The sequence below is a fragment of the Aurantimonas sp. DM33-3 genome (assembly GCF_014334315.1).
Taxonomy (GTDB): Bacteria; Pseudomonadota; Alphaproteobacteria; order Rhizobiales; family Rhizobiaceae; genus Aurantimonas; species Aurantimonas coralicida.
This window is the reverse complement of record NZ_JACSGS010000003.1, coordinates 285453-306780: the sequence shown is the minus strand read 5'-3', so window position 1 is coordinate 306780 and position 21328 is coordinate 285453. Positions and strand designations below refer to the sequence as shown.

The following is a 21328-nucleotide window of genomic DNA, read 5'->3' as shown; positions in this document are numbered from 1 at the left end:
CGCGGGACGAAGAGATTGCACCGCCCGAAAATCGCCTGCACTTTTGGCGGCAATGGTTTAGTGCTCCACATGGACATTCGCCGGCAAGGGACGGCGGAACATGATGGAAATGCGTTTGGGGACCGGCCGGGGCCGGTCGCGAGGGAGATGGAGCCATGTCGGCCGTTGAGGGTTTCGAGGCGGCGCAACAGCGCCTTCGAACCGCGATCCAACGTCTGGACGATCTGGTCGAGCTGCGCCGTGAGCGGGAGGCCGCCGTGCGCGACGCCGAGGTCGAGATCCAGCGCATGACCGCCGACCGGGGCCGGCTGGCGAAGGAGCTTGATACGGCGCTGGCGCGCGGCGAACGGCTGGACCGCGCCAATCGGGACGTCTCGCGGCGTCTGGTCGATGCGATGGAGCGCGTGCGCTCCGTCCTCGACCGGCACAAATCGGCTTAAGCGGGAGAGCGTCGCATGCCCCAGGTGGTCGTGACCATCGACGACAAGACCTATCGCATGGCCTGCGGTGATGGCGAGGAAGCCCATCTGACCGAGCTTGCGAAGGAAGTGGACCGCAAGATTGCCGGACTGCGCGACAGTTTCGGACAGATCGGCGATCTGCGGCTGACCGTCATGGCCGCGATCATGGCGACGGACGAGCTGGCGGAAGCAAGGCGGCGGATTGCCGAGCTGGAATCAGGCATCGCCGCGAACGCGGCGCAGTCGGGCGAGAACGAGGACAGCCTGAAGGCCGAACGGGCGCGTTTCGTGGAAACGCTGAACGAAGCCGCAGCCTCGCTGGAGCGGATCGGCACCCATCTTGCCGAGAATTAAGGAAGTTCAATCAATTCAACCCGATGGCAGGATTGCTGCGGTCGGGCGCGGCGCTACATCACGGCGTCATGAGAGATGACCTGTTCCTTCGCGTATTGCCGTCTCGCTGGCCGCGGCGCGCCGCAATTCTTCTGTCGCTTGCGGTCGGGCTGGCCCTGTCGGGGTGTGCGGCCGTTCTCAACGCGGCGACCAGCGGCGACGGCTACGGCGTCGTCAGCAACATTCCCTATGGCAGCGGCGAGCGCGGCCGCTACGACCTCTACATTCCCGCGGCCGTCACCGAGACGACGCCCCTGGTCGTCTTTTTCTATGGCGGCAGCTGGGATTCGGGGGACAAGGAAACCTATCTCTTCGTCGGCCAGTCGCTGGCCAGCGCCGGCATCATCGTCGCCGTCCCCGACTACCGGCTTTATCCCGATGTCCGATTTCCCGGCTTCGTCGAGGACGCCGCCGAGGCCACGGCGCGGGCGATTGCCACGGTGCGCGGCGGGGCCTACGGCATGCCGGGCGGGGCCCACCCGGTCTTCCTGATGGGGCATTCGGCGGGAGCGGAGATTGCCGGCCTCTTGGCGACCAATGGCGACTGGCTGGCACGCGAAGGCGCGGCGATCGAGACGCTCGCCGGCTTCATCGGCCTGGCCGGACCCTACGACTTCCTGCCCCTGACCGAGGACCGCTACAAGCAGATCTTCCCGCAGGAGACCCGCTCGGCCAGCCAGCCGGTGAACTTCGTCGATGGGGACGAGCCGCCGATGCTGCTGATCGCCGGCGAGGACGACACCACCGTCGATCCGCAGAACACCCGCTCGCTGGCTGCGAAGATGCGGGCACAGGGTGGGGAAGCCACGGAGATCATCTATCCGGGCGTCGATCATATCGGGGCGATCACGTCCTTTGCCACGGCCCTGCCGCTGAACGACGAGACGATCCGCGACCGCACGCTGCTGTTCATCCGCGAGCGCAGCCATCAGGAGACCGTCCGGTGAGCGATCTTTCAGGCTACGGGAGCCGGGCGGCGCCCGGAACGACGCCGCTGGTCGGGCGATCGGTGACGGTCGAGCCGGTCACCGACGACCGTCGTTTCGGCGAACTCTTTGCCGCCTATGGCCAGCCGGGCAACGAAACCCTCTACGACTACCTGCCCTACGGGCCCTTCACGGACGCGGCGGCATTCTCGGAATGGGCAAACCGCACCTATCTGTCCGGTGAGATGCTGTTCCATGCGCTGGTGCCGGCGACGAGCGGGAGGGCCGAGGGCGTCGCCGCCCTGATGCGGATGGACCGGCCGAACGGCGTGATCGAGATCGGCCATATCTGCCTGGCGCCGTCGTTGAAGCGCACGGTTGCCGCGACAGAGGCGTTCTTCCTTTTGATGGGCCGGGTTTTCGACGACCTCGGCTACCGGCGCTTCGAGTGGAAATGCGACGATGGCAACGCGCCGTCCAAGCGCGCCGCGCTGCGGCTCGGCTTCACCCATGAGGGGCTTTTTCGCCAGCACATGATCGTCAAGGGACGCAACCGCGATACGGCGTGGTTCTCGATCCTCGACGGCGAATGGCCGGCGCTGCGGGCCGGTTTCGAGGCGTGGCTGGCACCGGAGAATCTCGACGCTGCGGGACGGCAACGGCGCAGTCTCCAAGACATGCGCCGCGCCGTCGTGGCAGATCGCTGATCAGGCCGAACGGGTCAAGAAGAACCGCAGCATTTCGCGGCTGGCATCGGGGCCGTTCGGGTCGGTGTAGGTTCCAGCCGGACTGCCGCCGGACCAGGCATGGCCCGCGCCCCTGATCGTCCAGTTTTCCAGCACTACGCGACCGTCGGCGTCGGTATGCACCGTGCGCTGCCAGGCGACATCGCCTGCGGCCCGGCCGTCCTCGTTCGTGAGGGTGAAGCGGTGTCCGGCGCTGGCCTGCGCGATGACACTCTCGGCATTGGCGGGATGCACGGTCTTGTCGCCATCGCCATGGAAGACGATGGTGGGGACCACCTGCCCGGAGACCGGAACCGTCGCGACATTCGCGCCCTGCATGGCGGCGAAGGCCGAGGCCATGTCGCGCGCCGCACCGCGTGGCAGCCCCGAATGGACGCCGACGGCCGCGTAGAGCTCGGGATAGACCGCGCCCATGATCGCCGCGGCAGCGCCGCCGGCGGAGAGGCCGGCCACGTAGACCCGGTCCGGATCCACCGCATGCTCGGCGATGATCTCCCGGGTGATGCCGGCGATGAGCGAGGGTTCGCCCTGTTCGCGCATCTGGTCGGCGGCGGAGAACCAGTTCCAGCATTTCTTGACGTTCGCCGCCTTGGACTGGGCCGGATAGGCGACGAGGAAGCCCTGTTCTTCCGCCAGTTCGTTCATGCGGGTCCCGGCGGCGAAATCGTCTGGCGACTGGGTGCAGCCATGCAGCATCACGACCAGCGGCACCGGGCCCGTGGGAAGGCTGGTAGGAACATAGAGCTTGTAGTCGCGCCTGCCGGCGACGGCGCTGTAGCGGCGCGTGCGGAAGCGCGGATCGTCCTGGGCAGGCTTGGCCCTGGCCCTGCGGAAACGCGACTGTGCCGGTGCGGCCGCAGGCGACGCCGCGGCGTCCGGCGCGTTGCCGAACATTGCGCCCATCATGGATCGGGCGACATCGCCGGGATCGGGAATGGTGGTGTCGCTATCGGCAGCTTGCGGCGCCCGGGCGGTGTCGGCTGCACCCATCTGGCCGTTGCGCAGCAGCGCCATCGCCTCGCGCAGGCGGCCGCTGCGGGTCAGGCGCGTGACTTCCGCCATGTCGGACGGGGAGGGAATATGCATGGGCTCGATCCTTTGCTGCCGCGCCGCGTCACCAACGAGACCTCAGGTCTCAGACATGGTTGCATGGCTTCGTGGAGGGACGAGGCGGACGATCCTTCGATCGTCACGCGCGCGCCGGTCTCCTGCGGCCAATGGATCGTGCTTCACATCACCATTCGCCAGTGCGGTAAATGGAAGGGTGGTCAGGCCGGTTCAATGGCCGGATGCTGCATTGCAGCAAAAACTGTCGCCGGGCGTTCTCTGGCGCGTGTGCGTCTGCGTGTGCCCGGCCAGTCGGGGCGAGCTAAGCAGGGAGCGAAATGGACGGAAATGCGCAAAAGGCGCGTTCTGGTCAGCCGCGCGAACGGACGATCGTCACCATGGCTTCGGATGGATATATGGATTCGTAGAGAACGCCATCGCCGGGCATGAAGCGGAGGATCGTCTGGCCATCGCTGTCGGCCAGTTCCAGCGAGCCGTCGCTGCTGGAGCGCCAGAGGGCGACATTCTGCAGATCGGGCGAGCCGGCGCAGTCGGGGCCGATGGGGGCTGGAGCGAAGTGTCGCGCCGCGCTCTCGGGCGTTGCCATCTTGCAGGTCACGCCGCTGCGCAGGTCGATCAGCCGGATCGCGGCCGGACGCGACGTGTCGCTGGCGGCAGGCGCAATGGAGGCCGTGGTCATGGGATCGAGCCGCGCATCGATGACGGTCGCGCCGGTGAAGGCGTCGGACGCAGGCGTCAGGGCACCCTGCATGTGCGCGATGACTAGTGCGGCGGCAATTCCGGCGCCAAGAGCGGTTGCGGCGAAGTTCATGGAGGGCCCTTTTCTTCGTCAGGACCCATTATGATGCGAACAACCTTAAGCGAAGGTTGATGACCACCCGCGAATTTAGGAATGTGTTCAGGTCTGGTTCGGCACCGCACCCTTCGACGGGTGCGGTGCCGCATGGCTCAGCCCTTGCGGGCGATGCCGGCCTCGACCGATTCGGAGACCGGGGTTACCGGCGCGCGGCCGGAGAACCATTCGACCAGATTGCCGACGACCAGCTTGCCCATCTCGGCGCGGGTGTGGCGCGAGGCCGAGCCGACATGCGGCAGGAGCACGGTGTTCGGCAGCGCCTTCAGCCGCTCGGGGACATGCGGCTCCTTCTCGAAGACGTCGAGGCCGGCGGCGCGGATCGTGCCGTTCTCCAGCGCCTCGATCAGCGCCGGCTCGTCCACGGTGGTGCCGCGGCCGATATTGACCAGGATACCGTCGGAGCCGAGCGCCTTAAGGACCTCGGCGTTGACTGCCTTTTCGGTGGACGCGCCGCCGGGGGCCGCCACGATCAGCGTGTCGACGGACTCCGCCAGGCTCAGGAGGTCGGCGTGATAGGGATAGGCCACGTCGTCGCGCTTCGACCGGTTGTGGTATTCGATCTTGACGTCGAAGCCTTCGAGGCGGCGGGCAATGGCAAGGCCGATGCGGCCGAGGCCCATGATGCCGGCGGTGCGCCCGCGCAGGGTCGTCTGGGTCAGCGGGTACGGGCCCTCGCTCTCCCACTTGCCCTCGCGCAGGTGACGCTCGGCGGCGCCGAGTTCGCGCGTCGTCATCAGGACGAGGGCGAGGGTGATGTCGGCCACCTCCTCGGTGAGGACCTCCGGCGTGTTGGTGACGACGACGCCCTTCTTCGTGGCATGGGCCGTATCGACGCCGTCATAGCCGACGCCGAAATTGGCGATCAGCTCGAGATTCGGAAGCGCGTCGATCATCGCGGCCGGCACCTGGCCCATCTGGGCGATGCCGCGGATCGCCTGGCGGCGCTCCTCCGACAGATCCTCCAGCTTGCGGCCGGCGAGATGCTCCACGTCGAACGTCGCCTTCAGGGTATCCAGCGTATCGGGGTTCATCTTGCCGGGGACCAGGATGGTAACGGCGGACAGGTCTGACATGTAGGCTTCCTCTTCTGCTTGTTGTCGTTCGAGTGGTGAAACCCGGACAGGCTCAGTCGGGCCAGCTGTAGTCGCTGGACTGGCGGACACGGAGCTCGGGGGTAATGAGGATGGTCTCGTCGGCGGCGGGCTGGCCGGCCAGACGGGCCAGCAGCGCTTCGGCGGCGCGGCGGCCGACCTCGCTCTGGCCATTCGACACGGTGCACAAAGGCGGGGTGGCGATCGCCGCCTCGTCGATGTCGTCATAGCCGGTGACCGCGATATCGACGCCGGGACGCAGCCCGGCCCGCGACAGGCCGTACATGAAGCCGAGGGCGACGAGGTCGGAGAAACAGGCCGCGGCCGTCGGGCGGTTCTCGATCTGAAGGAAGGTCGCGGCGGCGTCGAAGCCGGAATGACGGTTGCGCGGCCCCTCGATCCGCCATTCGGGGCGGAATTCGATACCGGCGCGCTCCAGCGCGGCCAGATATCCGGCCTCGCGATCGCGGCCGGTGGAGGTCAGCGCCGTGCCGCCGATCATGGCGATGCGCCGATGGCCGAGGGCGACCAGATGATCGACCGCCAGCCCCATGCCGTAGGAATCGTCGCCGCGAAAGCCGAGGACGCCCGAGCCCTCGACCGTGCGGGCGATCAGCGTGACCGGCAGGTCGTTCTCCTCGGGAAGGCGAATGTCGCTGGCCGGCGTGCCGATCGCCGGCGACAGGATCAGCCCGTCGGCGCCCAGCTGCAGCAGCGTGTCGACGAATGAGCGCTGCTTGGCGAGGTCGTCATGGTGATTGCACAGGATGAAGGTCTGGCGCTGGCGATCCAGCTCGTTCTCGACGGATTTCAGGATCTCGCCGAAGAACGGGTTCATGATGTCGTGGACGCAGACACCGACGATGCCCGAGCGCGAGGTGCGCAGCGAGGCGGCGCGGCGATTGTAGATGTAGCCGAGTTCGCGGGCCGCGTATTTGATCCGCTCGCGGGTGACCTCGGCCACCAGCGGACTGTCGCGCAGCGCCAGCGAGACTGTCGCCGTCGACAGGCCCAGCGAATCGGCAATCGTCGAAAGTTTGACCTTTTGCGCCACTTACGCGGGCTCCTCCCGACGCCCAGTCGATCTATGGCCCAGACTGGCCGCCACGCAAAGCCCGCAGATGTCGTTGCAGGACGGAATGGTTGCGTCAGTCATCGTCCTCGGCGGCGGAGCTGGAGCCGGCGGGCGCCGCGGCGGCATTGCCGAGATTGGCGGTGACGCGTTCGAGGAGCTTGCGCAGGGTCTTGCGCTCCTTGTTGGAAAATCCCTTCAGCGCATCGCGCTCGACCCGCTTGCGGGACTTGCCCACTGCGTCGACGAGCGCCGCCCCGCGTTCGGTCAGGTGGGCGTGATTCTGCCGTCCGTCGCTGTTGGAGAGGCGCTTTTCGACGAGGCCCTGCGCCGCCAGCCGGGTCACGGTCTTGGTGATGGTGGGCGGGCGTACGGACAGGCGTTCGGCCAGATCGCGCAGGGAATCCCGTCTTCCTCGCCGATCGCCAGCAGGACCGCATCCTGGCCGGGATAGACGTCGAGCAGCGCCAGGCGCTGGGACAGGGCCGTGCGGGCGCCGCGCGCCGCCAGGCTCAACTGCGTCGTCACGGAGCGCTTCCCGGTTTTCTTGCTGGCCATGGAACCCCGATCCGATTTCACGGGGGCAAAAATGACGAAGCCCCGCTATGTTGTCCACCTTGTTGGCCGCTGCGCGGTGGCTTGTCGACCCTTGCGGAGGAATGATGCGGCGTCGCTACGAGGAGATGACAACGACGGAGATGAGCGCCGACGGCGTCGGTCTGGCCGATGCCGTCGCCGTGGTCCCGATCGCGGCCATCGAGCAGCACGGACCGCACCTGCCGCTCGGAACAGACGCGATGCTGGCCGATGCGATGGTCGAGGCGGTCATCGCGCGTCTGCCGGCAGACCGGCCGGTGACCTTCCTGCCGACCTTGCGGATCGGCAAGTCCTGCGAACATGCGGCCTTTCCCGGCACGCTCAGCCATGAGTGGCAGACCGCGACGTCGGCGCTGATCGAGGTCGGGGCGAGCCTCGCCGCTGCGGGGTTCCGGCGGCTGGTGATCGTCAACGCCCATGGCGGCAACACGCCGGTGATGGACACGGCCGCCCTCGAACTGCGGCGCCGCCACGGGCTTCTGGTCGCGACCTGCTCCTGGCTGCGCTTCGGCTACCCCGACGGCCTGCTGCCCCCGCAAGAGATCGCCTCGGGCATCCATGGCGGTGCGGTCGAGACCGCGCTGATGCTGCATCTGCGCCCCGACATGGTCCGGCGGGAGGCGATCGCGGCCTTCGATTCGCTGCAGGACGAGCTCGGCGGCTCGGCGACCCATCTGAGGGCCCATGGCCGGATCGGCTTCGGCTGGATGGCCCAGGACCTCAACCCGGCCGGCATCGTCGGCGATGCCCGGCTGGCGACAGCCGAGATCGGCGCCGCAATCGCCGCGCATCAGGCCGACGCCTTCACCGCGTTTCTCGACGATGTCCTCGCCTTCGACTTGGCGCGGCTCGCCTGATTTCCGCCGCCGGCGGCGAGTTGCCTTCGGGCGCTGACCACCCCCGTGCATTCTCGCCGCGTGGCGCCTATATCGTGCCCGACCCAAGACGGAGAGCTTCCATGTCCGATACGCCCAGCGTGACGCCCGACCAGATTCCCGTGACCGTCCTCACCGGCTATCTCGGCTCCGGCAAGACGACGCTCCTCAACCGCATCCTCTCGGAAGACCACGGCAAACGCTATGCCGTCATCGTCAACGAATTCGGCGAGATCGGCATCGACAACGATCTGATCGTGGAATCCGACGAGGAAATCTACGAGATGAACAATGGCTGCGTGTGCTGCACGGTGCGCGGCGATCTCGTGCGGGTGGTGGAAGGGCTGACCCGGCGCAAGGGCCGCTTCGACGCGATCATCGTCGAGACCACGGGCCTCGCCGACCCGGTGCCGGTGGCGCAGACCTTCTTCATGGACGAGGACGTGCGCTCCAAGACCCAGCTCGATGCGGTGATTGCGCTGGTCGATGCCAAGCACCTGCCGCTGCGGCTGAAGGATTCGCGCGAGGCCGAGGACCAGATCGCCTTCGCCGACGTGGTGCTGCTCAACAAGACCGATCTCGTGACGCCGGACGAACTGGCTGCCGTCGAGGCGACCGTACGGGCGATCAACCCCTACGCCGTCATCCACCGCACCGAGCGGGCCGGCATCGACCTGAAGCGCGTCCTCGGGCAGGGGGCATTCGATCTGAAGCGCGTGCTCGACGCCGATCCGGAGTTCCTGACGGAAGCGGAGCACGTCCACGACGAGACCTGCGGCCCGGATTGCGGCCATGATCACGATCACGGACACCACCATCACCACGGCGACGGGCACGATCATTCCGGTCACGACCATGCGGGCCACGATCACGGCCATCATCACCATGGCAAGGTCGCCGAGCTGCACGATGTAACCGTGACCTCGGTGTCGCTGCGCGGCGCAACGCTCGATCCGAAGAAATTCTTCCCCTGGATCCAGGCGCTCACCCAGGAGCAGGGTCCGAACATTCTGCGGCTCAAGGGCATCATTGCCTTCGAGGACGATCCGGAGCGCTATGTCGTGCAGGGCGTCCACATGATCGTCGAGGGCGACCACCAGCGCCCCTGGCGCGACGACGAGAAGCGCGAGAGCCGGCTGGTGTTCATCGGTCGCAATCTCGACGCCGACGAATTGTCGGCGGAGTTCGAAGCCTGTTCCGCCCGCCAGCGGGCCGATGCCTGATGCCGTCCATTGCGTCCTATGATTTCGGCGACTTCGTCGAGACCGCGGTCTTTCTGAAGGACCAGGCGGTCTTCGCCGTCGCCGACGGTACGGTCCGGTTTCCGGCCGGCGGCGACCGGACGGTGGAAGCCCATGCCGGCGGCCTTCTGACCGCGCGGCTCGACCGCTATGCGCCGCGTCTTCTGACCGGCGGCGAGGATGGGCGGGTCCTCGCCATTGCCGCCGACGGCGCGGTCGAGGAACTTGCCTCCATCGGTCGCAAATGGGTCGACGCGGTGGCCGGCGGACCGAAGAACACGGTCGGCTTCGCCTCCGGCAAGACCGCCTATGTGCGGCTCGGCGCCGGGGAGCTGAAGGAAATCCGCCACGAGCGCACCGTCGAGGACATCGCCTTCGCCCCCAAGGGGGTGCGCGCGGCGACCGCCCATTACGACGGCGCCTCGATGTTCTTTCCCGCCACCGGTGCGGCACCGGCAACGCTGGAATGGAAGGGCGCCCATCTGGGCGTCGACTTCTCGCCGGACGGACGCTTCCTCGTCACCACCATGCAGGAGAATGCCCTGCATGGCTGGCGGATCGAGGACGGCAAGCACATGCGGATGACCGGCTATCCTTCCAAGGTGAAGGACTGGTCCTGGTCGGCCAAGGGCAAGTTCCTGGCGACGTCCGGCGCACCGGCGGCGATCCTGTGGCCGTTCTCCGGCAAGGACGGGCCGATGGGCAAGGCGCCGTTGGAACTAGGCACCCGCGGCGACACGATGGTCACGGCCGTCGCCTGTCACCCGGCCGAGGACATGATGGCGATCGGCTATGGCGACGGCATGGTGCTGGCGGTGCGTTTTGCCGACGCCAAGGAGGCGCTGCTGCGCCGCGGTGGCGCCAGCCCGGTGCGGACCCTCGCATGGGACGCAAAGGGCGAGCGGCTGGCCTTCGGCAGCGAGGGCGGCGAGGTCGGGATCATCGACATCGCCGGCTGATCCCGGACGCAGTTCACCTATCAGCAGAAGCGGCGGCGCGGCCTTGCGTCCGCCGCCCTTCGTCAGATGACGTTGGGGCTGTCGGCCTCGGCCATGTCGCTGCTGATGTCGGCAGAGATGGTGCAGACGAGACCGTCAGGCTTGTAGTCGATGGTCACCTCGCCGCCGAACTCGGCGGCCATGGCCTGCTCGATCAGGCGCGAACCGAAGCCCCGGGTCGCCGGCTTTTCGACGACAGGACCGTCCATTTCGCGCCAGACGAAGCTGAGATGCTTCTGCCCGGCCTGGTGCGCCAGCTCCCATTCGATCGCCACACGCCCGGTATCGTTGGACAGCGAGCCGTATTTGATCGCATTGGTCGCCAGCTCGTGCAGACCCAGCGCCAGGGCAAGGCTCTGGCGTGCGGTCAGCCGAAGATCGGGGCCGGACGCGACGATGCGGGTGTTGTCGTCGGCCGAATGGGTCTTCAGCGAATTGTCGACGATGGCCGCGATCGGGGCCGAGGTCCAGCTGGTCTGGGTCAGGATGTCGTGGGCATGGCCGAGGGCAATGAGCCGCGCCGAGAAGGCGGCCAGCCCGTCCTGAACGTTCGCCGCCCGGCGCAGGGTCTGGTTGGCCAGCGCATTGACCATGGCGAGGGTGTTCTTGACCCGGTGCTGCAATTCCCGGGTCAAAAGGAGCTGGCGCTCCTCGGCTTCCTTCTCGTCGGTGACGTCGCGCACGGCGCCGACGAAGCGCGTGGTCGCTCCGTTCTCGACGATGGTCTGGCCGTTCGCCTTGACGTGACGGACGACGCCGTCCTCGTGGCCGATCGTGCGGTAGAGGACGTCGAAGATCCCGTTCGAGGCCGGGTCGAGGACCCGTTCGACCGTGGCCGCAATGCGCGCGCGATCCTCGGGATGCAGCCCCTCTAGGAAGCTGGTCTCGTAGGTCACCGGCACGTCGGGCGACAGGCCGAAGATCGCCCGGCACCGATTGTCCCAGACCAGCGCGCCGGTGCGGGCGTCGAAGTCGAAGGTGCCGATCTGCGCCGCTTCCTGTGCAAGCCGCAGCCGCGTCTCGGTCTCGATCAGCGTCTGCTCGGCGCGCCGGCGCTGGCTGAAGGCCCAGGCCCGGTTGAGAACCTCCCGGATGAAGGCGATCTCTTCCTCGACCCAGCGGCGCGGCGTGCCGGAGTGCAGATAGAGCAGAACCTTGACCGTCTGGTTCTCGATGACGGCGATGTTGACCAGCGACCGCACCTGGATGGCGGCCCAGGCCGCCGCCTGTTCCGGGATCGGCGAATAGTCGGCGGTGTCCTCGATGACGACGATGCCGGAATGCAGCTCGTCGAGGAATTGCTGGCCGTAATGGGCCAGCGGATAGCGCCCGGACAGGGGCGGCGTGCGCCGGTCCGTCCACTCGCCGAGAATGCGGGCGGACATGTCCTGCGGGTCGACCGTGGCATAGCCGACCCGGCACGCGCCGAGCGTCTCGCCAAGGATCTGCAAGGCCTTGAGCGTGGCGCTGCTGGCGCCCTCGCTGCGGGCGAGTTCGTCGCTCAGCCGCAGGAGCGCGGCCTGGCGGATTTCGCGTGTGCGCTCGACGGTGCGGTCGACGATCGCTCCGGGCAGGCGGACCGCGCGGCCCTGCGCGTCGGTGAAGCAACGGCCCCGGGCGAAAATCCAGTGGCTGTCGCCGTTCAGATCGACGGTCCGGTATTCCTGCGCGAAGCTGCCGCATTCCTCGACCGCGACGGTGATCGCCGCCGCGACCCGGTCGCGGTCCTCGGGATGGATGCCGGCGATGAAGTCCTGGAGCTGCAGCCCTCTTTCGCCCTGTTCGGGGTCGAGGCCGAACAGCCGCGTGAAGCGCGCATCGGCATAGACGACGTCGCCGGGGATGTCCCAATCCCAGGTGCCGACGAGATCCGAGGCTTCCAGCGCCAGCCGCAGCCGTTCGCGGCTGGCTTCCAACTCCTCGCGTTCGGCGACTTCGCGGGTCTTGTCGCGCAGGATCTTGAGGAAGCCGGCCGGCGCGTCGTCATCGCCCAGTAGCGGCATCATTTCGCCGCTGGCGAAGAAGCGTCCTCCGTCCGAGCGCAGATGCCAGCGATTGTCCTGCGCCTTTCCGCGCTCCAGCGACAGCCGCATCTCCTTGGCGGGGATGCCGGCCTCGACGTCTTCCGGCGTGAAGATTCTGGCGATCGGCTGGCCGATCATGTCGGCCTCGGTCCAGCCGAGGACCCGCTGTGCCGCGTCGTTCCAGGTGGAGATCACGCCATCGAGGTCGGCGACGATGATGGCGTGATCGACGGCGCTCTCGACGATCAGGCGGTAGCGGGATTCGGTGCCATGCAGGGTGCGCTTGAGCGCGGCGATCTCGTCGCGGGCGCTATCGAGCTCCGGCTGGACGCCGGACTCGCGCTCATCGAGCCTGCGACGCAGCTCTTCGTTCTCGGCCAGGAGGGCGGCCACCCGGTCTTCATCTGCGAACGCCATGCCGCCCAATCTGCGCACCGGAAACCGGCGCGAGGGAAGGTGCCCCTCCGAAACGCCATCTGTTTCGCTTACGTTCTGTCGTATCGCATTTCCGCAATAGTCGGACAAGCAACTAGTGAACGCAAAGGCCTAATTTCAAACGACAATTCGCTCAGGCGACGGCTGACCGCGCGGCTTCAGGCCACGTCGGCGAGAGGCGTCCGGCCTATCGCATGCGCCGGCAGCGCCGGGCGACCCGACGGCGCGATGATGCCGGACGCACCATGCAGATGCCGCGGCGCGAGTTCGAGCGCCAGAAGGCGGCGCGGCTCGAAGGGGCCGGGCATGGCCAGCGTCGCGGTGGCGTCGGCGCAAAAGCCGAAACGCGCGTAATATTCCGGATCGCCGACCAACAGGATCGCGGCGTGGCCGAGCCTTGCGGCCTCGGCGATCGCGTGGCGCATCAGCGCCGCCCCGATGCCGGTTCCGGCCATCTGGGGATCGACCGCCAGCGGCCCGAGCAGGAGCGCCGGAACGGGACTGCCGTCGCGGGCACCGGCCTCGATGTTCCACAGGCGCACCGTGCCCATCAGCGAGCCGTCCACGGCGGTGGCGCTGAAGGCGAGACCTTCGGCCGGCAGGCGACCCTGACGGATCGTTTCCGAGGATTTGCGCGTGCGACCCGGGCCCATGGCCCGATCGAGAAGCGCCTCGCGCGCGTCGATCTCGTGGGGCTGTTCGGCGCCGATGGCGAACAGCCGGGCGGCATTCTCGAAGGCAGCGGCGTGCGGAAAAGCGGACATGAAGACCCCCACGACATGGAAGGAGGCGAACAGGAGCGGAGCCGGAGATCGGGCGACGCGGGTTGAAACCCCGGCGCCGCAGCGCCGGGTCAGCTTCGGAGTTCCAGGCTCCGTCGTCGGGTCGAGAGCATCATCGCGGCGCTCAGATCACGTAGGACCGCAACGGCTCGAAGCCGTTGAAGGCCACCGAGGCGTAGGTCGTCGTGTAGGCGCCGGTGCCCTCGATCAGCACCTCGTCCCCGACCGTCAGAGCGAGCGGCAGCGGGTAGGGGGTCTTCTCGTAGAGGACGTCGGCCGAATCGCAGGTCGGGCCGGCGATCACGCAGGGCTCCGTCGCGCCGCCATCATGCCGGGTGACGATCGGGTAGCGGATCGCCTCGTCCATGGTCTCGGCGAGACCGCCGAACTTGCCGATGTCGAGATAGACCCAGCGATTGGCGTCTGTGTCGGACTTCTTCGACACCAGCACGACCTCGGCCTTCACCACGCCGGCGTCGCCGACCATGCCGCGACCCGGCTCGATGATCGTCTCGGGCAGGCGGTTGCCGAAATGCTTGCGCAGGCTGGCGAAGATCGCGCGGCCGTATTCGGCGGCTGCCGGGACGTCCTTGAGATAGCGGGTCGGGAAGCCGCCGCCCATGTTGACCAGGGTCAGGACGATGCCCTTCTCGGCCAGCGCCTCGAAGACGAAGCGCGCGTCGGCGATCGCCGCATCCCAGGCACCGGTGTCGGTCTGCTGCGAGCCGACATGGAAGGAGACGCCTGTGGCGACGAGGCCGAGGGCGTTGGCATGGACGAGCACGTCGATCGCCATGGCCGGGACGCAGCCGAATTTGCGCGACAGCGGCCATTCGGCGCCCTCGCCATCGGTCAGGACGCGGCAGAAGACCCGTGCGCCGGGCGCCGCACGGGCGACCTTCTCGACTTCCTCGACGCAATCGACGGCGAAGAGCGACACACCGAGCTGATGGGCGCGGGCGATGTCGCGCTCCTTCTTGATGGTGTTGCCGTAGGAGATCCGGCGCGGCGTGGCGCCGGCGTTGAGCGCCATCTCGACCTCGGCGACCGACGCGCAGTCGAAGTTCGAGCCGAGACCGGCGAGCAGCTTCAGCACTTCGGGAGCCGGGTTCGCCTTGACGGCGTAGAAGATCGCGGAGTCCGGCAGCGCCTTGCGGAAGGCGTTGAAATTGTCCTCGACGATGTCGAGGTCGACGATGAGGCAGGGGCCATCGGGACGTCGGGTGGCGAGGAAGTCGAGGATGCGCTGCGTGGCCATTGGGTCTCTCCCATGGTCCCGGCCGTCACGGACCGGGCAATCGATGGTGTGCGCACGCACAGGCCCGCAATGGCCGCCGATAGGCTGCCGCAGCGGTCCCTTGCGAGACGCGACGATGACCGGCTGCAAGCGCTACGCGCCGTTGCCGGGTAAAGTCTGCCATGGATTGGAGGGCTTGGACCCGCCGCACTTCAGGCAATGATGGTGTGCCTCTTCAGTTTTCCCGGCGGTGGAGACCAGGAGAGACCAGAAAGGCCCGGACCGTCGTTGCTTCAAGGCGTCCACGATTTCGCCAGCAGCGAAACCGACTGGATCGTCAGATCCAGGTACCGTCCCGGCAACCCTCGCATTCGAGGACCGGGGGACGCCCACAGGCACGTGCGACTTGGGGCAAGGCGAGACCTATGCCCGGGATTCGTCATATGCAAGTGGAAAAAGTTCCCGGAGTTGATTTTTGGTCCGGTCCGATCAAGGAAGGGGGCCGGCCGCCGATCGGCAGCAGCGACGCCAAGCCTTCAGAAGGTGCACCATGGATACTCTGACGCGGATGCGCGCCTTCATCTCGGTCGTGGAGAACGAGGGGTTCTCGGCGGCGGCCCGCAAGACCGGGCGATCCAAGGCGCTGCTGTCGAAATATGTCCGCGAGCTGGAGGACGAACTCGGCGCGCTCCTGATCAACCGCACCACGCGGCAGATCGCGCTGACCGCCGCCGGCGAAGTCTATCTGTCGCGCGCCTCGGCGATCCTCTCGGATCTGGAAAGCCTCAACGAGGAGGCCCGCGAGGCGACGGGCGAGGCCAAGGGGACGATCCGGGTCTCTGCGGCCCGCACCTTCGGCGACGCCGAGCTCGGCCTCAGCCTCGTCGACTTCGCCAAGGATCATCCCGATATCGGGCTCGACATCCATCTGGACGACAGCTTCGTCAATCTGGTGGAGGAAGGGTTCGACGTCGCCATCCGCATGACGCGCCTGGCCGATTCCGCGATGATCGCCCGCCGCCTGGCCTCGCTCGACTTCGCCATCGTGGCGAGCCCGGAACTGCTGCAGCGTCTCGGACGGCCGAATCACCCCTCGCAGATCGCCGGCTATCCGGCGGTCATCGATTCCAATTCGCGGATGTTCTCCAACTGGGTGTTCCGCGATCCGCAGACCAAGGAAACCATCCCGGTGACGGTGTCGGGCCAGTTCACCGCGAACAGCCCGGTGACCGTGCGGGCCGCGGCGATCGCCGGGCTCGGCCTGGCGCTCAGCCCGACCTTCGTCGTCCGGCGCGATCTGGAAAGTGGCCGGCTGGTCACGGTGCTCGACGACTACATGCCGAGCGAGGCCGGCATCTATGCCGTGTTCCCGCATCGCCGGCACCTGCCGGCCCGCGTCCGCCTGTTCGTCGACTATCTCGCCAACTGGTTCAAGAAGTGCGATTCCCGGCGCCTGCAGGGCCTGAGCTGCGATGACCGCACCTGACGCCGGCCCGTCGAGAGGCCAATCCGGAGCAGGCTTCGGCACCGCGGCCTTTACCGAAGATTCAGCGATGTCGGCCTAGTCTGGCGGCATGCAAAACCGCGCCCTTCTCGCGGCCTTCGCGGCCGTCGTCCTCACCACCGCGTCGTCGCCCGCCTACAGCCTTGCAGGCGGCGCGGCACGCGAGATCAGTTTCGCGGCCGAGCACGATTCCGGCACGATCATCGTCAAGACCGGGGAGCGGAAGCTCTACCTGGTGACCGGCGGCGGCCGGGCGCTGGTCTACGACATCGCCGTCGGCAAGCCGAGCGAGCAATGGTTCGGCAAGAGCTGGGTGTCGAAGAAGCGCGAGCATCCGACCTGGACGCCGACGCCCTCGATGCGTGCGCGCAACCCGCGCCTGCCCCAGTCGATCGGGCCCGGTCCGAAAAACCCGCTGGGCGAGCGCGCGATCAATCTGGGCTGGGGTGCCTACCGCATCCATGGCACCAATTCGCCGAACTCCATCGGCAGCGCCGCCTCGTCCGGCTGCTTCCGGATGCGCAATGCCGACGTGAAGGATTTGTTCGAACGGGTGCATGTCGGCGCCCAGGTCCTCGTCCTGCGCTAACGGCTTCGGCTTCGCGAAAGCCTCCCGGTTCAAATTTCGGCCATGCTTGTCCTGTTCTGGTTGGCGGGACTTCACGAGGGATGGCGATGATCGACCGAGGTTTGGCTGCTGCGCTGGCAGTGATGGCGGTGTCACTGACGCCGACGATTGCTGCTGCCCATCCGCATGTCTTCGCCGAGGCCAATGTCGAGATCGTCGGCACGCCGGACGGACACCTTGGGGCGATCCGCAACATCTGGCGCATGGACGAGCTCTTCTCGTCGTCGGTGCTGGTCGATTTCGACAGCAACGCCAATGGCCAGCTCGAGGATGGCGAGCTCGTCGCGGTGGGCGACACCGTGAAGGAATCCATCGCGGAGTGGAATTTCTACACCTTCGTCGAGGCCGGCGGAAAGAAGGTGGCGATGTCGCCGCCGGACGAGATCCGCACCCTCTGGGAGAACGGTCAGCTGCTGATGTTCTTCGAGATGCCGGCCGCCGAGGCCGTCGATCTCTCCAAGTCGAAGCTGACCGTGTCGAATTTCGACGAGACCTTCTTCGTCGCCTTCGATTTCACCAGCGCCGACGACTTCCTGATGATCGACATGCCGAAGAGCTGCGCCAAGCAGCTGGTCGTGCCGGACCAGGATGCCGCCGCCAAGGAATGGATGGAATCGGTCGCAAGCCTCGGGCCCGACGAGAGCATTCCCGACGACGGCATCAATTACTCGCAGGCGCTGGCGACCCGGGTGGAGGTGTCGTGCGCGGCCGCCAGCTGATCGTCCTCTGCGCCGTGCTCCTCGCCGCGATGGCGGTGGAGCCGGCGCTGGCCAAATCGTCGCTCGGCATCGGCAGCGCCGAAGTGACGGCGCAGCCATCCGGCGGTTTCTTCGGCGCGATCTTCACCGAGATCGCCGTGTATCAGCGCCAGTTCTTCACCTCGCTGCGCCATGCGCTGGTGGCGCTGAAGACCGATGGCGCAGCGCTGCCGTTCCTCGTCGGGCTGTCCTTCGTCTACGGCGTTTTCCATGCCGCGGGGCCGGGCCACGGCAAGGCGGTGATCTCGGCCTACATGCTGGCCAACGAGGTGCAGCTGCGCCGCGGGATCGTCCTCTCCTTCGCCTCTTCGCTGGTGCAGGCGCTCTCGGCGATCGTCGTCGTGGGCGCCGGCTGGTTCCTGCTGCGCGGCACCGCGGTGTCGATGACCGACGCCACCAATCTCCTGGAGATCGCCTCCTACGCCCTGATCGCCGGCTTCGGCGCGTGGCTTCTGATCCGCAAGCTCGTCGGGCTGGCGCGGCGGATGCGGCCGACGGGCGGCGCGATTGCATTTGCATCGCCGGGTGGTTTCACCGCCTCGCGAAGCGGCGGGGCGGTCGGAGGCCTTGCCTTCGCGGCCCCCGAGCGGACCCGCTCGGCGCCGCTGATGCAGCCGGCCTCGTCGGGATTTGCCGCGGAGATCTGTACCGACGATGCGGAACTCTGCGGGTGCGGGCGGTCCCACATGCCCGATCCGAAGGCACTGAACGACCGGATGACGCTCGGCTCGGCCCTGTCCGCGGTGATCGCCGTGGGGCTGCGGCCCTGTTCGGGTGCCATCGTCGTTCTGACCTTCGGGCTGGTCAACGGCCTGTATCTCGGCGGCATTCTCTCGGTCTTCGCCATGGCCCTGGGCACGGCGATCACCGTCTCCGCCATCGCCTCCCTCGCCGTTTTCGCGAAGGGCACGGCGCTGCGCTTCGGCGGCGACGGAGCCCGCGGACGCTGGATCGGGGCCGGCCTGGAGATCGCCGGCGCGCTGTTCCTGATGCTGGTCGGCCTGCTCCTGCTCGGCGGTGCGCTGCAGACCGTGTGATCCCGCACGGTTCTCTGGCGAGGCATTGTGCAGCAGACCTGATGGCACGGCTTCTTTGACTTTTGCCTCGTTCTAGAGACGGGCGGAACTGTCCGCGCGCCGGGCCATCCCTTGCAGGCGCGGTCTGATCCGCAGGAACTGCCGGTAGGCGCGTTCGAGCACCCAGAGGACAGCGCCGTTACGGGCGGCAAGGCCCAAGGGCCGCAGGCGCGGGATGGCGCGCCACATGGCCGCAAAGGCGGCGGCGCCCGACAGAAGCGTGCCGTCCTCGCGGGCATGGAACCTGGCCAGCAGGTCGCCGCGGTCGATCGGGCAATCGGCGCTCGCATCGTCGACATCGATGAAGTCGATCGCCTGCGCGGTGTCGAGCCGCCGCATCATCGCGATCTCGCGGCGGCAGAGCGGGCAGCCGCCATCGTACCAGACGGTCAGCTCGCTCATCGGGGCGCGTCGGCGCGTCGCGCCGCATGGGCGCGGCAGGCATCGCCGAAGGCCTTGAAGATCGCTGTGGAGGCAGCGTCCGTCTCCGCCCAGTATTCGGGGTGCCACTGGACACCGAGGGCGAAGGCCTTCGCGCCCTCGACCGAGACGGCCTCGACGGTGCCGTCCGGGGCGCTCGCCTCGACGGCGAGGCCGTCGGCCAAGCGGTCGATCGCCTGCCGATGCAGCGAGTTCACGCGGATCTCGTCATTGCCGACGATCCCGGCGAGCAGGCCGCCCGGCGTCACCGCCACGGGATGGCGCGTGGCATAGCGCTCGCGCTGATCCTTGTTGGGCGTTGCCCGATGATCCATGCGGCCATCCAGCTCCTGGATCTCGGTCGCCAGCGTTCCGCCCAGGGCGACGTTGAGTTCCTGGTGCCCGCGGCAGACGCACAGCATCGGCACGCCGGCCGCCAAAGCCCCCCGGATCATCGCCTCGGTCAACCGGTCGCGGGCCGGGTCGAAAGGTTCGTGGGCCCGGCTCGGCGGGACGCCGTAGCGATCGGGGTGCACGTTGGAGGCCGAGCCGGTCATCAGCAGCCCGTCGACCCGTGTGAGAAGGGCGTCGACGTCGAATTCGCCGGACAGCGCCGGCACGATTACCGGGGTGGCGCCGGCAACCCGCGTCAGTGCCTTCAGATAGGTGTCGGGCGTGGCGTGCCAGTCATAGTTCTCGAAGCTGCGAACGTCGGCGGGCACGGCGACAAGGATGGGGGAGGCGGTCATGGAGGGGCCTTCGGCGACTGGGTTTCCCGGCAGATAAGGTGACGGCCGCCGAATGTCGAATGCCGTGCTGCCGCAGGCGGTGACGCTACGAAGGCCGGGCCGGAATGAGCTCTCCTGCGTGGTGCTTTCGCTGATCTCCGCAGTAAGCTAATCAGTAAATGTCGGGGGTGATCGGGAGGAATGATCGCCGTGACTTCCGATCGGCAGAATTGTTCTGCGATGTGAACAATAAGTGGAGGGTATGATATGGATCGTCGTTCTTTCATCAAGAAGGCGGGCGGTGCCGGCCTTGGCGCGGCCGCGGCCTCGACGCTCGCGGCGCCGGCCATTGCGCAGGAAAGCCCGCAGCTGACCTGGCGGTGTACCTCGTCCTTCCCCAAGTCGCTCGACACGATCTATGGCGCCGCCGAGACAATGGCCGCCTTCATCAAGGGCGCATCGGACGGCAAGTTCGACGTGCAGGTCTTCGCCTCGGGCGAGATCGTGCCGGGGCTGCAGGCCGCCGATGCCGCCGCCTCCGGCACCACCGAAATGTGCCACACGGCGTCCTATTATTACTGGGGCAAGAACCCGGTCTATGCGCTCGCTACCGCGGTGCCCTTCGGCCTCAACGCGCGCCAGACCAACGCCTGGCTCTATTACGGCGACGGCACGCGGCTGATGAACGAGTTCTTCGAGACCGAGGGGCTCTATGGCCTGCCCTGCGGCAATACCGGCGTCCAGATGGGCGGCTGGTACCGCAAGGAGATCAACACGCTCGACGATCTCAAGGGCATGAAGATGCGGATCGGCGGCATGGGCGGCAAGATCATCGAGAAGCTCGGCGTGGTGCCGCAGCAGATCGCCGCCGGGGACATCTATCCGTCGCTGGAGAAGGGTGTCATCGACGCCGCGGAATGGATCGGGCCCTATGACGACGAGAAGCTCGGCTTCGTGAAGGTCGCCCCGTTCTATTATTATCCGGGCTGGTGGGAAGGCGGCCCGGCGCTGCACACCATGATCAATCTGGAGAAGTGGAACGGCCTGCCGAAGCACTATCAGGAGATCGTGCGCGCTGCCTGCCAGGCGGCCAATTGCGACATGATGGCGTCCTACGACCACAAGAATCCGGCGGCGATCAAGAGCCTGGTGCAGCAAGGTGCGCAGCTGCGGCCGTTCAGCCAGGAGATCCTGCAGGCGGCCTATGACGCAGCCAAGGAGACCTATGCCGAGATCTCAGCCGATAATCCGAAGTTCAAGGAGATCTACGAGAACCAGCTGGCCTTCAAGAAGGACGCCTTCCTCTGGGCGCAGCTCAGCGAATACACCTTCGACACCTTCATGATGATCCAGCAGCGCAACGGCACGATGTAGCAGACGCGGTAATCATGGCCGGGCCCGGCATGTGCCGG

General features: G+C 67.3%; 23 protein-coding genes. 12 read left to right on the top strand and 11 right to left on the bottom strand.

The features are described from left to right. The first annotated feature begins 155 nt into the window (after window positions 1–155). The 4 genes from H9Q09_RS06445 to H9Q09_RS06430 all read left to right on the top strand — a co-directional run bounded on the left by H9Q09_RS06445 (window position 156) and on the right by H9Q09_RS06430 (window position 2487). Window positions 156–440, top strand: a complete 285-nt coding sequence (locus tag H9Q09_RS06445; RefSeq protein WP_187390372.1) for a DUF4164 domain-containing protein — start codon at window positions 156–158, stop codon at window positions 438–440. Window positions 441–455: 15 nt separating this feature from the next. After that, a complete protein-coding gene (locus H9Q09_RS06440; RefSeq protein WP_187390371.1) occupies window positions 456–815 on the top strand; it encodes a cell division protein ZapA in 360 nt (119 codons plus the stop codon). A 68-nt stretch (window positions 816–883) separates the two neighbouring features. Further along, the gene (locus H9Q09_RS06435) at window positions 884–1801 is read left to right on the top strand and encodes an alpha/beta hydrolase (protein WP_246716028.1); all 918 of its coding nucleotides are present in this window, start codon (window positions 884–886) and stop codon (window positions 1799–1801) included. After that, window positions 1798–2487: a GNAT family protein gene (locus H9Q09_RS06430; RefSeq protein WP_187390369.1), complete on the top strand. Its 690-nt coding sequence runs from the start codon at window positions 1798–1800 to the stop codon at window positions 2485–2487. The genes H9Q09_RS06435 and H9Q09_RS06430 overlap by 4 nt, the downstream gene beginning before the upstream one ends. On the opposite strand, the gene H9Q09_RS06425 is transcribed toward H9Q09_RS06430, so the two are convergent. The 6 genes from H9Q09_RS06425 to H9Q09_RS22755 all read right to left on the bottom strand — a co-directional run bounded on the left by H9Q09_RS06425 (window position 2488) and on the right by H9Q09_RS22755 (window position 7171). Continuing rightward, on the bottom strand, window positions 2488–3612 hold the full coding sequence (locus H9Q09_RS06425; protein WP_187390368.1) for a PHB depolymerase family esterase: 1125 nt from the start codon (window positions 3610–3612) through the stop codon (window positions 2488–2490). It lies immediately after the preceding gene. Window positions 3613–3943: 331 nt separating this feature from the next. Further along, entirely contained in the window at window positions 3944–4405 is a 462-nt protein-coding gene (locus tag H9Q09_RS06420) for a hypothetical protein (RefSeq protein WP_187390367.1), read from the bottom strand. Window positions 4406–4542: 137 nt separating this feature from the next. After that, window positions 4543–5523, bottom strand: coding sequence for a 2-hydroxyacid dehydrogenase (locus tag H9Q09_RS06415; RefSeq protein ID WP_187390366.1), 981 nt, complete (start codon window positions 5521–5523; stop codon window positions 4543–4545). A gap of 52 nt (window positions 5524–5575) precedes the next feature. Further along, window positions 5576–6595 carry a LacI family DNA-binding transcriptional regulator gene (locus tag H9Q09_RS06410; RefSeq protein WP_187390365.1) on the bottom strand — a complete coding sequence of 340 codons (1020 nt, stop codon included), beginning with the start codon at window positions 6593–6595 and terminating at the stop codon, window positions 5576–5578. A gap of 94 nt (window positions 6596–6689) precedes the next feature. Then, entirely contained in the window at window positions 6690–6992 is a 303-nt protein-coding gene (locus tag H9Q09_RS22760) for a hypothetical protein (protein ID WP_348646282.1), read from the bottom strand. After that, window positions 6956–7171 (bottom strand): hypothetical protein, encoded by a 216-nt coding sequence (locus tag H9Q09_RS22755; protein WP_348646283.1) that lies wholly within the window; start codon window positions 7169–7171, stop codon window positions 6956–6958. The genes H9Q09_RS22760 and H9Q09_RS22755 overlap by 37 nt, the downstream gene beginning before the upstream one ends. Before the next feature lie 125 nt (window positions 7172–7296). Here H9Q09_RS22755 and H9Q09_RS06400 point away from each other — a divergent pair, with 125 nt between their 5' ends. The 3 genes from H9Q09_RS06400 (at window position 7297) to H9Q09_RS06390 (ending at window position 10285) form a co-directional block, all read left to right on the top strand. Beyond that, complete coding sequence (locus H9Q09_RS06400) at window positions 7297–8067, top strand: creatininase family protein (protein ID WP_348646279.1); 771 nt, start codon at window positions 7297–7299, stop codon at window positions 8065–8067. A gap of 101 nt (window positions 8068–8168) precedes the next feature. Further along, window positions 8169–9308, top strand: coding sequence for a GTP-binding protein (locus H9Q09_RS06395; protein ID WP_024349063.1), 1140 nt, complete (start codon window positions 8169–8171; stop codon window positions 9306–9308). Further along, window positions 9308–10285 carry a WD40 repeat domain-containing protein gene (locus tag H9Q09_RS06390; protein ID WP_187390363.1) on the top strand — a complete coding sequence of 326 codons (978 nt, stop codon included), beginning with the start codon at window positions 9308–9310 and terminating at the stop codon, window positions 10283–10285. The genes H9Q09_RS06395 and H9Q09_RS06390 overlap by 1 nt, the downstream gene beginning before the upstream one ends. Before the next feature lie 62 nt (window positions 10286–10347). Here the strand turns inward: H9Q09_RS06390 and H9Q09_RS06385 are convergent, their stop codons facing one another. From H9Q09_RS06385 to H9Q09_RS06375, 3 genes are all read right to left on the bottom strand, one after another. Then, window positions 10348–12765, bottom strand: a complete 2418-nt coding sequence (locus H9Q09_RS06385; RefSeq protein WP_187390362.1) for a PAS domain S-box protein — start codon at window positions 12763–12765, stop codon at window positions 10348–10350. 176 nt (window positions 12766–12941) lie between these two features. After that, complete coding sequence (locus H9Q09_RS06380) at window positions 12942–13547, bottom strand: N-acetyltransferase (protein WP_187390361.1); 606 nt, start codon at window positions 13545–13547, stop codon at window positions 12942–12944. Window positions 13548–13689: 142 nt separating this feature from the next. Continuing rightward, window positions 13690–14823 (bottom strand): type III PLP-dependent enzyme, encoded by a 1134-nt coding sequence (locus H9Q09_RS06375; RefSeq protein WP_187390360.1) that lies wholly within the window; start codon window positions 14821–14823, stop codon window positions 13690–13692. A 529-nt stretch (window positions 14824–15352) separates the two neighbouring features. On the opposite strand from H9Q09_RS06375, the gene H9Q09_RS06370 reads away from it, so the two are divergent. The 4 genes from H9Q09_RS06370 to H9Q09_RS06355 all read left to right on the top strand — a co-directional run bounded on the left by H9Q09_RS06370 (window position 15353) and on the right by H9Q09_RS06355 (window position 18729). Further along, window positions 15353–16288, top strand: a complete 936-nt coding sequence (locus tag H9Q09_RS06370; RefSeq protein ID WP_024349058.1) for a LysR family transcriptional regulator — start codon at window positions 15353–15355, stop codon at window positions 16286–16288. Between the two features lie 88 nt (window positions 16289–16376). Then, a complete protein-coding gene (locus H9Q09_RS06365) occupies window positions 16377–16895 on the top strand; it encodes a L,D-transpeptidase (protein ID WP_024349057.1) in 519 nt (172 codons plus the stop codon). A gap of 86 nt (window positions 16896–16981) precedes the next feature. Next, window positions 16982–17653 (top strand): DUF1007 family protein, encoded by a 672-nt coding sequence (locus tag H9Q09_RS06360; RefSeq protein WP_246716027.1) that lies wholly within the window; start codon window positions 16982–16984, stop codon window positions 17651–17653. Then, window positions 17635–18729, top strand: a complete 1095-nt coding sequence (locus H9Q09_RS06355) for a nickel/cobalt transporter (RefSeq protein WP_348646278.1) — start codon at window positions 17635–17637, stop codon at window positions 18727–18729. Before H9Q09_RS06360 ends, H9Q09_RS06355 begins: the two co-directional genes overlap by 19 nt. Before the next feature lie 72 nt (window positions 18730–18801). Here the strand turns inward: H9Q09_RS06355 and H9Q09_RS06350 are convergent, their stop codons facing one another. Beyond that, on the bottom strand, window positions 18802–19170 hold the full coding sequence (locus H9Q09_RS06350) for a DUF393 domain-containing protein (protein ID WP_187390357.1): 369 nt from the start codon (window positions 19168–19170) through the stop codon (window positions 18802–18804). After that, a complete protein-coding gene (locus H9Q09_RS06345) occupies window positions 19167–19937 on the bottom strand; it encodes a gamma-glutamyl-gamma-aminobutyrate hydrolase family protein (RefSeq protein WP_187390356.1) in 771 nt (256 codons plus the stop codon). The genes H9Q09_RS06350 and H9Q09_RS06345 overlap by 4 nt, the downstream gene beginning before the upstream one ends. Window positions 19938–20183: 246 nt before the next feature. Between H9Q09_RS06345 and H9Q09_RS06340 the strand changes: the two genes are divergently transcribed. Further along, window positions 20184–21290 carry a TRAP transporter substrate-binding protein gene (locus H9Q09_RS06340; protein ID WP_187390355.1) on the top strand — a complete coding sequence of 369 codons (1107 nt, stop codon included), beginning with the start codon at window positions 20184–20186 and terminating at the stop codon, window positions 21288–21290. Window positions 21291–21328: the final 38 nt, after the last annotated feature.